The following is a 13,805-nucleotide window of genomic DNA, read 5'->3' on the forward strand; positions in this document are numbered from 1 at the left end:
AAAATCGTAGTGATAAATTGACATTACCACCACCTAATTTCACTATTATCGAATCAAATATTGTTGCAATTCATCTTTAACTAACTGAACTTGTGGACCTATCACGACTTGCAAGTTATGTTCATTAAGACGAACAACCCCAATGGCTTTATTGGCTTTCAACTTCTGATCATCAACAATGTTAATATCTTTGACTGATAAACGCAGCCGAGTAATACAGTTGTCTAAAGAAACGATGTTATCTGCACCGCCTAATGCTTCTAATATTTGAGCCACATTATAGCCAGATTTGTTTGTGTTTGTTTGAACATTGGTATTATTATCGTTTTTTCCTTCCACTTCTCGACCCGGTGTTTTGATATTAAAGTGCAAAATGAAGAATTTAAATACAAAGAAGTAAATCACAAACCAAACAGCTGCAATAACAGGGACCCAGTACCATTTTGTACTTGTACCATGTAAAATACCGAATACGACAAAATCGATAATATTACCATCAGTATTACCAATGGTAACATCAAGTAACGACATTACCATAAAGCCGATTCCAGTTAATAAAGCATGAATCACGTATAAAATTGGAGCAACAAACAGAAACAAAAATTCTAATGGTTCAGTGATACCACCGATAGTACATGCAACAACACCAGAAATGAGGAGTCCTTTAATTTTGCTTCTATTCTCAGGTTTAGCACAAACATACATTGCCAATGCAGCGCCAGGTAACCCACCTAGGAATGATGGCATTTTTCCTTGTGATAAAAATCGCGTTGCACTTTCAGAAAACCCAGCCGTTGTTGGGCATGATAATTGAGCTTGGAAAATAGTTAGTGCGCCACTTACTGTCTCATTACAGACCTCCATAGTACCGCCTGCATCAGTAAAACGAATCAACGCAACAAGAATATGATGCAAACCAAAAGGTAATAACAAACGTTCGCCAGTACCAAAGATAAATGGACCAAATGCACCAGCACTATTAACAACATAACCTAAACCACTAATTGCTTTTGCAAAAAAAGGCCAAACGATAGGAACAAATAAACCTAATACGCCAAAAGTTAACATGGTAATAATTGGGACAAAACGATTACCACCAAAAAAAGCTAATGCATCGGGCAGACGAATTTTTCTAAAACGTTCATGTAAAAAATACACTAAAATACCAACAAAAATAGCACCTAAAATACCCGTATTAATTGATTGAATACCAAGTACAGACTGAATATCGTTGGTTCTTAATATAGTAGGATCGGCTTGAGGTAAAATACCAACTATAGTAAGGTAAAAGTTAATACTTAAGTTTAGTACGGTATAACCAACAAAACCTGAAAATGCAGCAACCCCCTTATCTTCTCTAGCGAGCCCTAAAGGAATTGCAATGGCAAACATTGCAGGAAGAAAACTAAATGAGAATGATCCTATTTTGCTCATCCAAGTAAAAATAGCTATACATACGTGATTATCTAAAAAAGGTAATAGTTCTCGAACATCTTGGCTAGCAAGTGAACTTCCTATACCTAGCATAATTCCAGAGAAAGAAAGTAAAGCGACAGGTAACATAAATGTTTTACCTAGGCTTTGAAAAAATTCCCAAAAAGTGACTTTTGTTGCTTTATTCGTCATGATTTTACCTAAAAGTTGATTGACCTTGCTTAAATTAACATTTTCTTTGCATTTTGGTAAAACGTTTTACCCAATATAAATGAGACACATATCACAAAACGAGAAAAAAATATAACTATGGGAAATTTAAATTAAAATGACTAAAATAATAATCAGATCTGAACTTATATGAATTTAATACGATGCGAAAACCCACAATTAATGATGTAGCCAAACATGCGAATGTTTCTGTTACTACTGTTTCACTCGCATTGAGTGGAAAAGGGCGAATATCTGATGTGACTGTTCAAAAAATTAATCAAGTAATAGAACAGCTCGGTTATGTTCGTAATAAAAATGCAGCAAGGTTACGCAGTGGTCAATCGGCAATTATCGGTGTTATTGTTCGTGATATTAGAGACGCTTTTTATGCGAGCATTATTACCGGTATCAATGAGGTTTTTTCAAAGCAAGATTATATTCTTTTTTTGTTGCAATCAGATATGACTAAAGAAGGATTATTAAAAAGCGTCAATTCACTCATAGAGCAAGATGTATCAGGCATTATTTTAGGATATAACGGAATACAGACCTATGATATTAAGACAATAACTGATAAGCACAAAATCCCCTTAGTCATTGTTGCTCAATCAAGTAGCTTGAGTAATATCTCTCAAATTTGCTCTGATAATCGATTAGGCGCAGAGTTGGCAACGGAATACCTTATTGGCAAAGGATATCGTCAGATAGCTTACTTAGGAGGAAAAACGAATTCATTAACGCGAGCAGAACGTTTAGCCGGATTTGGTCATATTCTTTCAAAACATGGATTAAAATTTAGATCAGAATGGATAGTACCTAATGAACGGCCAGAATTATTGGATGATGTTAGCTTTTTGCTAAAACAACATCCCAACGTTACCGCTTTTTTGTGTCATGATACGTCTGCAACGCTATCTTTAATTTTGAGTGCATCTAAATTTGGTCGAACAATTGGTAAAGGGGGATTGGTGAGCTATTTGGAACCACAAGTAGAAATAATGAGTTTTGGTACACAAGCCGAAATACAGATGGCAAAAAATTTAATCAGTTACGTCGACAACAAACCGATTGAAATTGGTCGTCAAGCCGCCTATACGTTACTGCAAAAACAATCCTCTATTAAGCAAATTATTATCTCACCTGAATTAGTTATTGATTAGCGATTATTTTTATTCGTCGTGCTTTTTATTAATGTCTATTTTCTGTTTAATAACCTTTGCCTGAAAGTATAATCTTTTAATGTAAGATTAGTTCGCGTAATTTACAGTATTAGGAAAAAAACTGTAATAAATATGAATAAAAAAAACGAGATCTAATTTGGATTAAATCTTTAATTATCATGAGTATTAGTCAAATTATTCAAGAATGGCAAGCACTCATTGAGTACATCTTGCTTATTAACTGAGCATAATCAGTGAAAACAAAATTAGAGACATTCTGGTGAGTCAGTGTCATCGTAAGACAATGATTGAGAGCCGGAACATAAAAGCTTTTAACCCAACGGAAAAGGTACTTTCTTCCGTGAAAATAATTCCTATTTTTAATTAACTGAAATGGAGAAACTGTATGTCAAACCAACTAAAAAGGCTGATATTAAAGATTTAAAGCAATATAACGGTATTGCCAATATCTGTTTTACATCATGATATTCAATATTATTGAGCCTTGACCTTTGGGCAACATCGCAGGACAGATTGTTTTACTACCCTATTTCCCCGATTCGATGGAAACACTTAGTAAATCCCCCAACATCAATGTTTATCTGTTATTGACATGAGTAATGAAATAATCATAGCGTTTTCTGCCAATTTAGGTTAAACGATAATAGAGCCAAACCCAATGACTAATAATAGCGACTGGATAACGATGACGTTAATAGATTTTACTTGTTTTCATCTGTATGATTATACAAAAGATGAGTTAACTTGAAGTACTCTAAAAACGCTTAAGAATGCCACTAATATTAGTGGGTATTTATTCCCTTACGTGTATATTTTAAAAAGGCTTTGCCATCAGGCATAAAGTAAGTCCCATACTTCACTAGTCCACCTTCTTTTAAATGACAAATAAGTTCATAAGCCAATACCATGGTGTCATTGTTTTTTTCTTCAAAATTGATATCAACTGAAGAAATTCTTGGTTCATACGTTAATAGTGTTTGTTCTATTGCTCTCATTAGAATATAAGCTGATGAAGGCAAGGCTTGAAAGATTGTTGACATATCAGGCAAACCATAGTTAGGCATATGTTTTATTGCACCAGCCCGACTATTTAAGATACGTTCAATATTATCCATAACACTTATAATGGTTTGTTCATTTTCGGCAACATCATCAATGGGGATACCTGATTCAAAATAACCATAAAGAATATCGTATAATGACGCACTCATTTACTTTCATCCTGTAGTGTAATTGTATATTGACTTGCAATAATCTCACGCGGCTTAATGATATTCAAATCACTACGTTTTAACACAAGTCGCCAACTATTTTCTTTCAAATTCGGGGCTTTATAAAGTGCGGCAATACCGACTACGTCAGCTTTTTTATCAAAAGGAATATCAACAGAAAGTGACGTGTTTGGTTTTAAAATCAGTTCTTTACTTTCGAGTAATGATTCCTTTAATGCATCACTATCTTGATTAACTAGATCTTCATAAAACACTGAATTAAACATATCGGCATTTTTTAACTGATATATGCGAATGACGACTGGCGAAGAAAGATTATCATCATCCATATTTAATTCGGCTCTCGCAGTAATATCTAAATGTATTGTCCTAATATCCCATGAAAAAACAGAATTACTTAAGTCAACTGTACCTTCATATGCGCTTTGTACAATTCCACATCCAGTTAACGCAATGGATAATACACTAATCATAAATGTATAAATTAATCTCATACTTATTCCTTTTTATTATGCAACGTAATCAATTCCAGAGTAATACCCAATATTTACAGCAATTTCATCTTGAGTAAGTCCACCATTTTTAGAGGTCTTAGTAAATGATGCTGTTTGGCCTAATCGGCTATTTTTCGATGTAAGCCTGCAACGTGGTAAAAAATGACGTTGAATATAAAGTGTCATTTTTGCATCAACTTGGTAACCTAAATAAGCTCGTAACAAAGCCAAAAGATCATAATGTAATTGCCCACCTGGTAATAAATCAGCAATTTGCTCTTTATGTTGTGGAGTTATCGCGATATGAATAGTTTGATTACACTCTCTTAAACGAGAGCCTAAAACCGCACTTCCATTTAGAGTTAATTGTTCCTTACTACCTAATTTAGCTGGGTTATCAATTGATTGCCAAATAGGATAAAATTCATTGACAACAACTTTTGCATCATTTACCAAAACACGTACTAACCCAACAATTCCATCCGCTGTCCGCGTTTTTTGTGTGATCAAACCTAATAATGCAAAAAAACGAGATGATGGGGTACCAATTTGTTCAGCTGTCCCTTTTATACCCAACCCCGTCAATCCTAGCAAACATTGTGATAATGGATCTTTACCTCCACTTAAAAAACTTGCCGGATAATGATATTTTAACCAGATTCGATAAAACTGTGTAATGATTCTATGATTAAACATATCTAAAAAATCGGTCATCGCTTGATAATTTTCTTCACGACGGATGATATTATCAAGTAAACCAAGAGGTAGCACGGAGTCAACCCCATACAATCCTAAAAATCGAGTTCTTACAGTAGTTGGCCGATTTATATAAGGTGCTCTTTCGATATATTTCAGTTCACCAGCAGGAAAAGACATATCAATGGACGGAGCAAAACGCAAAGGATCTGCTGCTGGAGTTTCATACCTACCAAGTACCGGCTCATCTGCATACATCTGTTCAAGCAGCTGACAAAAACGATAGAAATTCATTTTTGGCAACACATTTTCAAGTGTTTGCATTAAAGGGCTGTTTTCGATATTTTGCTGTGGTTCCATACAATTTTTTGTCCTGTTGGTAAAAGAATAATAACCAATTTGGTAAATAAGTTAACATCGGCATACAATGCAAAAAATTGATGCAACAACTCCCCAAAAAGCATCACATCGCCTTCACCAGCAAATTGATAACTATTAAGCGTAATTTCTATTTCTATACCTCGTTGTAACATCCCTTTTTCGATACGCTTAATCATTCGATGAGATACATCAACAATGCCGTCTAACCGCCTGCGATTAAGTTCGCTATCAGTCCAATCATATAATGCCAAAGTTCCACGCAATACTTCGGCATTCATTAATGAGAGATAGTTAGGTGCTAAGTGAGACAAAACTCTCCAGTAAAAGCGATCTTCTACTGGCGGATAACAAGGTAATGTTGGAGAACACAAATTTCGAACATGGGCTATACTGCTTTGAGCTTGAAAAAGCTCATCAATACGTGCATTTCGTAATGCTTTACGAGGCAACATACCATTTGTTCCGGTTATTTGTAATGATAATGTTTCAGTTTCAAATATTTCATCTTTATCCCAAATTTTACCACCTAGAATTAACCAAGTTTCATGTAATCCTGATGCACCCTTACGAACTCGGGTATGATAGTATCTTTCTGGAGCATCATGCCTTAACATACCACCTCGATGTTTAAAGCTGGTGAAGGGTACATAACGATAACGCCCATTACGGGTAATGGCTTCAACATGCTCAACAGAATAAACCTCCACATGCCCATCTTGACGCAATAATGGGCGCAGTAAATATTCACTCTCTAATTGGTTGACAATAATCGGATCTGCTTCCATATCAAATAGATTAATAATAGGAACACAATGCAAACGAATATTATCATGATCAAACGGCATATCACTTGGCCAACTTTGATTCAAAACTAGCTCAATATCAATGTAGCTACAATGTTCAGGTACTTCATTAATATTTAATCCATGCAGATCAACAAACATAAATTTTTCGCGAAAAGCAAAATATTCTAATAAAAGCTGATACCCGGCAAAAGCATTATCTGGTTTTAGCCATAATCGATCATCATCAGAAAAACCAACTGATGTTATTTTCCCTTGCACTGCTATCCGATTTTCAGGATCAGTTGAATAGCGTAAATGCATCGACGCAACCTGTTGGGTTAATGCATAATGCAGTGTTGATGCAATAGGCCCATCTGCATTTAAATATAGTCGTAACTTAGACAAATCAAGCTGTTCAAAATCAGCTAACTCACCAAAACTTAAACGCAAGGTGATGATACTTCGTCCATCATGATGGACACCCAATTTAGCTTGGCTAATTTTGATGGGTTGCAAAATTACGTCTTGGGTTGTTCGATAAAGACACTTAGTGCCTACCTGACCAAGTGGTTCACTTTGCACTTTCAACCCTTTAGAAATGACTTCAAGCCGTGACAACGTTGCATAATCAGGCGTAAGCTCAACAATCGATAATGAAGGAATTAAGCGTAAATAATGTGGCCAAAGCAGGCTAACTAAACTTTCAGTAAGTTCAGGTAAATCATCATCAATTTTTTGACGTAATCGTCCAGTCAAAAAAGCAAAACCTTCAAATAAGCGTTCGACATAAGGATCGCGGTCACCCACACGATCTAAATTCAATTGGCTTGCTCGATCAGGATGAATCTTCGCAAATTCTTTTCCTGCTTCTCGCAAATAGCGCATCTCTGATTCGTAATAGCGTAGAATTAAATCATCCATTATTCATCTCTTTTATTATCATGTTGTTATTCCCCTGCAAATACAATCAATGACACTACATCAAACTCAATGCTCTTGCTGGATCAAGTTGCATTAATTCATGTTGCAGTAGTTCAATTTGATTAGAGACATCAAGTTTTTTACTGTCTTTAACTTGATTTTTTTGTTTAACTAATCGCAATAAACATCGTTTTACATCGAATAACAATTCCGGTTCCCATTGTAGTAATGTAATACATTGCTGTTGTTCATTTAACCCACTTAAAAGTTTAAGTGCAGTATCATGCTCACCAAATTGTTCTGCAACTCGTGCTTGCGTATATTGCAAAAAGTATCGTTGTTTGGGAGAACGTAGCGACGGTAAATTTTGTAACCATTGAAACGCTTTCTCTAAATTTTCGGTCTGGGCGAGTTCTAACGCTTGTTTTTCAATCTCATTCCAATCATTTTCGCCCGAAATGGCAATTGGGGCCATACTGTCACCATCATCTAAATGATGGATACGTGCATTGTTAGCGATCCAACTTAATGTTTCATCGTCAGCAAACGGCATCCCATTTTCAAAACAAAGATGTTCAATACCATTTAAACGTTCAAGCATCAAACCGATATCGGTCAGATAGATATCAGCCCAGGATTGATAAGGTTCGCCCATTTTTTTTAGAGCCATTATCGTCGCTCGCTGTAAATCTAACCAGAAGTGGTTAGCATTTTCCATAAAAGCGCCTTCGACTCGTTCAAAAAGCTGTAGCCATTGTTGTTGAATAATTAAACGACTGATTTGTTGTTTAAGCTCGGTTCTTGGTGCGGGTAATCGTGTTTTACCTCGATAATCAGCTGGCGGTAAATCAACAATAGTATCCCAACGAACAACTCGTAAAAAGCGTCCTGCGGCTAAGTAGCCTTCTGGTTTTTCACGTAAAAAAGATGCCATTTTTCGTGCTTGCTCAAGTAAGTCTCTTTGAGAGCTAATTTTTACCTCACCTTCAACACTATTTGGTACAGATAATGGAGATGGCGTTGATAAGGGGATATTTTCTTCAGACTTATTTACATTGACAGGTTGTTTTAGTCCATTAGTAAAAAAATTAACCAATGCGGTCAAATCAGGAGAACTAATCGGATGATTAAGATCCTCACTAACAAACAACCCTTTGCAACAGGTATCAATCCAATTTAATGTAACAATAATGCGCGTTAAACACGTCTCTGGAATCGGCTGTAATTTATTGAGTTCATCAATAAATTTGCTACTAGCAAGCCACTCTATGGCATTTTTACGAATATTGTGACGTGAAGGGTAAATCGACGAGCCGAATTTATCCAATAATCCGGCAAGCAACTCAAGACCATCAGCAAATCCTTCGGAACCATCGAGATGTAAACGAGCCAAACAATAATAAGTAGCAACACGAATATCTTTACTGTTTTGTTTCAATATTATTTCGCTTTCCGTTGTAATCAACGTGTAATTAACACCTGACAGTTTGGTAATTTCTTCTTTGATTTCTTGAAAAGAATCATAATACGTTAAATCTTCACCAGCCGGTTTGTCCGGACTAATTGGTTGTAACCAATCTACCCAATGTTGATTTAATTGCAGAGTCATTGATTCTTTAGAATCTTGCTGTCCCAAAAAACGACTCAATAGTTGACTAAACATAAAAATAACCCATTATTTTATTTAAATTAATTATCATTCAAATACGGTTTGTGGTAACGTAAAATTACGTAATTTCAGTAAGGTCAATGGACCACCCCCTAGCTGTGTTCGTAAAATGAACCTTAATTTACGTTCATCCGGTGCTTTCCAAACTAGTTCATAGCGACTTGAATCTAAAGGCTTTACTGATGCTGATTCGAGTAGACGTACCCATGCCCAATCACCACTATAATAACCATAAAGCCGTAGCCCAGATGTGTCACTGCTCCAACTAAGATGTGAATAAGGTGAATATCCATCACCAGGCCAATTAAAACTTTGCCATACAGGGATTTGATTGAAGTATTCCAATTTCTGTTTATTAATCACTAATTGGGTTCGAGTAATATTGTTGCCACTTCGAGGCATTAAATCGAATGAAAAAGAGACATCCCCCGATGGTAATAATTCTGCCGAAATTTCATTAAAGAGTGTCAGTGTCTCAATAAACTTTGGAGAAAAATTAAGTCCTTGAGCATTTGCGGTATTAATAACCCAGCTCCCACCTTTTTTTTCTAATACACCATTTAATTCATTAGCGATAAAACGATCAATAATTCCAGTATCAGTGCGCAAAAAGCGAGCCAATTCAGCTAATGATGCTTCATTTTCACTATCTTTAAACGGGTAACGGCCGGCAAAAGATTTTTCCCATTGACTCACAATATGATCTTGCCAAGTATTATTGAAACTCATTGCGGCTGGTGCCAATACAACTTGCCATGATTGTTCTAACGGCTGCTTAAATAGGCTGTAGCCAAAACCAGACCATTCTTCACCAAGATTTGCCGCGATTAAGTTGCCATAATCTCGCGTTTCAGTTAAATCGACAGAAGTACCTTTAAAAACACTTTTTGCCAATTCTTGCATTCTTGATTGAGGATCGGCACTATTTGTGACATTTTGCAATTTTAATCGAGCCTGAGTAACTCGTAATAGGTATGTTTGCAAAGAAAGCTCATTCGTATTGTCATTTTGAAGCAAACTAGTTATGGGTAAAAATATAGCCGTTAATGGTTTAGAGGCATCGTTATTTTTTGGTAACCCAGTTTGTGATTTATTGCCTATTAACTCTTGAGCAGACCGTAGTAAATTATCTGACAAGCTACCTCCGTTATAAGCCACTTCTGATTGGTATTTAACAACATTCATTAACGCAATTAAAGGCGATTGCCGAGTATCTGCCAGTAGAGTTAGCTGTTCTATCACATCTGAAACATTATTAGTTTGATTCCACTGAATAGTATTTAAAAAATGTAACCATGCCATACCATATTCACTAAAATATCGTTCTGTGAGCTGTTTTTTTAGTGTTTCGGGTGATATGGATTCTGTTAATCTGCTTTCACCATCACTTAACACCCAATCGATTTGCTCTTGCCGTGATTTAGCAACATCTTCAATTTCATCTTTTATTGTCTCTTCCCATGCTTTTCTAGTATATACACCTGGTATGTCAACATCACTGGAAAATAGTAACCGGCTATCTAATCCTTCGAGTAATTGATTCAGATTTTGATTTGCATGATGTTGACTGGCTCGTTGAATTATCTCTTGATAAAGCGTGTTAACGGCATTTTTAACACCAATTCGGTTAATTAAAATTTGCCTAACATCTTTGACTAAACGAGGATCGTTTTGTTGTGCCCAATCAGGATGTAAATTGAGTGTTTGTCCCCAAAACCGAACTAATTCTGGCATTAATCGCTGCCAATCGCCATCACTGATGCCTTTAGGCGCTCGCCATATTTTTGTGGCAAATTGACTCAAATATACTCCATCACTTTTGTCAGGATGGTTAATCATTAAATAGGCTTTTAATACATCATAGGCCGAATCGACTAATTTTATGCGATTTGGATCATCTGGAGGTAACCCTGTGAGCACAGTTAGGTAGTCGGTCATATGATTATAAAATGGTGTAGCAATATTACGCGAATTGGTTACTTGATAGCTAAGCCATAATTTATTTAACAAAGCATCATTATGATTCAATCCAAATCGATAAGATAACGGCGCTCCTTGTTCCTGACGATAAAGTAGTTGTTCTAATCGTTGTTGCAACTCATATTGTGTTTGTAGTTGAATGACATAATCTTGTGTAACAGAATCATCGACTTTTTTAACAAGTTCAAAGCTATCATCAATTAGGGCAGCATTACGGTAATATGACGTGAGTAATGCCACGCCAGTCACTGCCATGGACACAAGTAAAGCATAACAAGACACCGTTCCCCATTGAATGCCCATTCGTCGCCCTAATTGTAATTGAGCATCATCGCTAATTGACTGCAATGTTGGTGTCATTGACAAATAATGTTCAAAAAGCGGTTGTTCTTCTTTTGGAGATAACTGATAAGGTGTAAAAAAAAGTCCGCGAACACGTGGTGAATAAGGGAATGAAATAAGCGACGTTAAATAGCGTGTAATGTTATTAATATCACATTTCTCTAAATCCTGACTCAGTTTAAGCAAAAAAGAGTAATGGGTATTTTTTTTAATCTGCTGCACACCACGTTGGCAACATTCTTTAGCCAATTGATTCAGTGATACCACAACAGATTCCATCGTCTCTTTCTTTAATGATGGAAAAAGCAGACCAACACTTTGCTCCATACGTCCAACCTGTGACCATTCGCAACTTTGCCCCGCAACTAAATAAACTGGCGCGGACCAATTTAAGGCTTTATTACGAGCTTGCAGTTGTAGTATGCCCTTTTCAAGTGCTAATTGTTGTTGTCGGGTATTGTCAAGATAATGCTTAGGTAGAACTAAAATTAATGCATCAAGAGGTTTTTGGAAAAAAGGAATACAACGCGAAAACTGTTTTTTTAACGCTTGTAACCATGAAGTATTCAATTCATCTTGAATATCACCACCATAAATCATTAAAGTATTATCGCATAATTGCCAGAGTTCAGTAGTCAAATTAGGTAATAATTGTTGAATATCAGAAGAAGAACCCAATACTAAACATTTACGAATTTTATAACGCCAAAACAATCCTGAACGATATCGACACTGCTTTTTTATATCTAAAAATTCGGAAAATGGCAGTGTTTTTTCTGATTTTTTGTGTTCAATTGGATTTAATGATTCACGCTTGGATTTATCTTTTGCCCATATTTTACGACTGTTTGTAATAATAATCGGTGTCAATAATAAACCCAATAACAATAGCATCGCTTGTAACCAGATGGCAATTTTTTGTCCTACTGTCGGGTAACCTAACCAAGTTCCCCAAAAAAAGAGACCAACAGCGAATAATAAGGCGCCCAATAATATAATGAAAATTAATCCAATTTTTTTCCATTTATTTTTCATTTATGATTCCCCACTCACTGTTGTCACCACTGAAAATAGCCATTGATTATGGCTTACTGCAGCAATTAAATTATTTTGTTTTGTTTTAGTTACCATCTCGCACCCTAGCGCCAATGAAAGCCAATAAGAAAGTTCTGTTTGATTACCTACGAGGCTTTCTAATTTATATATCTGTTCTGGAGAAATGTTCAATTCAGCTAACTGTTTTGCAATATTGACTTCTTGTTTATGATCCAAGTTGGCAAACCATAGTTGATTTATTTGATGTGTTGCAGGTTGCATTTCAACCATCTGATTAACACCGATAAACAGATCGTCAGTTACCATAGGTCGTAATATTTCACTTTGTGCTATATCAATTGCTAAATCAAGATAATGTTGTTTATCCATCAATAAAAAAGCACATAAGAAAGCAGTACCTGATGAAATAGTGTTATTGATAATCACTAGCTGTAAGCCAGTTTGAGTCGAATCAATCCATTCTGTCAATTTGTCGGGATTAGCAGAAGGCATAATCTGATGAGTGAGTGTATAAGGTTGTACTATTTTTACTGCTTTATAGGCACGATGGATATCATCATCGACATAATTGTAAGCGTCATTAGATGAATACACAGTGATATTGATGGTCTCAGTCACAGGGATAATAGATAATTGATGATGGATAGAAAAAAACAGATCTTCAATGTGCTGATGGAGTTCTACTGTATCATCAAATGTTAATGATTTATTGATTTGAATCTCTAAATTAGCACTATCGGTTAATAGTTGTTGTATTGTTATTTGATTAGGTAAATGATAATAACTATCAAGAACCACTAATGATTTCATTGCCCATGCTTGCCAATTTTGTGCGATATGTTTCTGCTCATGTTGCCATATTTCATATTCTTCTTGTGCTAGGCCATAAAGATAAAAACGAATACCAATCGCAATACCCCCAATCATTGATGATATAAATATTGTACCAGCCCAAAATGTCCATTGTTTGCTGTAATTATTATTTGGCCACATCAAAGCAAGTATCATGCCAGTAATAAATATCAATATTATAAAAAATAAAAACCATCGCCCAGAATGTAACTTTACCGGTGGTTTTAATGTATCAATCGCTTTAGGTTTAGGCCAAGACATAATATTACTCCATAACCACACTATTAATGGTAGAAAGTACTTTACAACCACACTCACACAAACACTGGTCGATTACCACAAGTTTACCATCGGAGAAGCAAGTTTGAGATCCTTCAATAATTTTGTTAACACCATGCCCTTTTTTAGGACAACTCACTAGATCTCCAACCAACGCAACAGGTTTGCCTTCAGCAATCATTGTTGATGAAACCGAAATTACCGCTCCACCATGTGTTGTTGGATCACCTAATCTAACCACATTTTTTCCCATTTTTGCTACTCCATGTTACTTATCTTATTTATTATCG

10 protein-coding genes are annotated in these 13,805 nt (G+C 35.7%); 1 reads left to right on the forward strand and 9 read right to left on the reverse strand.

What is annotated here, in order from left to right:
- Window positions 1-45 precede the first annotated feature (45 nt).
- Entirely contained in the window at window positions 46-1,626 is a 1,581-nt protein-coding gene (gene malX / locus B6D18_RS04130; RefSeq protein WP_086363278.1) for a maltose/glucose-specific PTS transporter subunit IIBC, read from the reverse strand.
- Window positions 1,627-1,808: 182 nt separating this feature from the next.
- Here malX and malI point away from each other — a divergent pair, with 182 nt between their 5' ends.
- The gene (gene malI / locus B6D18_RS04135) at window positions 1,809-2,807 is read left to right on the forward strand and encodes a Mal regulon transcriptional regulator MalI (protein WP_086363279.1); all 999 of its coding nucleotides are present in this window, start codon (window positions 1,809-1,811) and stop codon (window positions 2,805-2,807) included.
- 803 nt (window positions 2,808-3,610) lie between these two features.
- Here the strand turns inward: malI and tssE are convergent.
- Genes tssE through B6D18_RS04175 form a run of 8 tightly spaced genes read right to left on the reverse strand, consistent with a single transcriptional unit; the run spans window position 3,611 to window position 13,768 of the window.
- Window positions 3,611-4,039 (reverse strand): type VI secretion system baseplate subunit TssE, encoded by a 429-nt coding sequence (tssE, locus tag B6D18_RS04140; protein WP_086363280.1) that lies wholly within the window; start codon window positions 4,037-4,039, stop codon window positions 3,611-3,613.
- Window positions 4,036-4,554, reverse strand: coding sequence for a type VI secretion system lipoprotein TssJ (gene tssJ, locus B6D18_RS04145; protein ID WP_086363281.1), 519 nt, complete (start codon window positions 4,552-4,554; stop codon window positions 4,036-4,038). Before tssJ ends, tssE begins: the two co-directional genes overlap by 4 nt.
- A 15-nt stretch (window positions 4,555-4,569) precedes the next feature.
- The gene (gene tssG / locus B6D18_RS04150) at window positions 4,570-5,610 is read right to left on the reverse strand and encodes a type VI secretion system baseplate subunit TssG (protein ID WP_086363282.1); all 1,041 of its coding nucleotides are present in this window, start codon (window positions 5,608-5,610) and stop codon (window positions 4,570-4,572) included.
- Window positions 5,574-7,337, reverse strand: a complete 1,764-nt coding sequence (gene tssF / locus B6D18_RS04155) for a type VI secretion system baseplate subunit TssF (RefSeq protein ID WP_086363283.1) — start codon at window positions 7,335-7,337, stop codon at window positions 5,574-5,576. The genes tssG and tssF overlap by 37 nt, the downstream gene beginning before the upstream one ends.
- Window positions 7,338-7,392: 55 nt before the next feature.
- Complete coding sequence (gene tssA, locus B6D18_RS04160; RefSeq protein WP_086363284.1) at window positions 7,393-9,000, reverse strand: type VI secretion system protein TssA; 1,608 nt, start codon at window positions 8,998-9,000, stop codon at window positions 7,393-7,395.
- A 33-nt stretch (window positions 9,001-9,033) separates the two neighbouring features.
- Window positions 9,034-12,363, reverse strand: a complete 3,330-nt coding sequence (locus B6D18_RS04165; RefSeq protein ID WP_086363285.1) for an ImcF-related family protein — start codon at window positions 12,361-12,363, stop codon at window positions 9,034-9,036.
- Window positions 12,364-13,497, reverse strand: coding sequence for a hypothetical protein (locus B6D18_RS04170; protein WP_086363286.1), 1,134 nt, complete (start codon window positions 13,495-13,497; stop codon window positions 12,364-12,366).
- A 4-nt stretch (window positions 13,498-13,501) separates the two neighbouring features.
- Window positions 13,502-13,768 (reverse strand): PAAR domain-containing protein, encoded by a 267-nt coding sequence (locus B6D18_RS04175; RefSeq protein ID WP_086363287.1) that lies wholly within the window; start codon window positions 13,766-13,768, stop codon window positions 13,502-13,504.
- Window positions 13,769-13,805: the final 37 nt, after the last annotated feature.

Origin of the sequence: Gilliamella sp. A7, from assembly GCF_002142015.1 — a bacterium.
Classification (GTDB): domain Bacteria; phylum Pseudomonadota; class Gammaproteobacteria; order Enterobacterales; family Orbaceae; genus Gilliamella; species Gilliamella apis_A.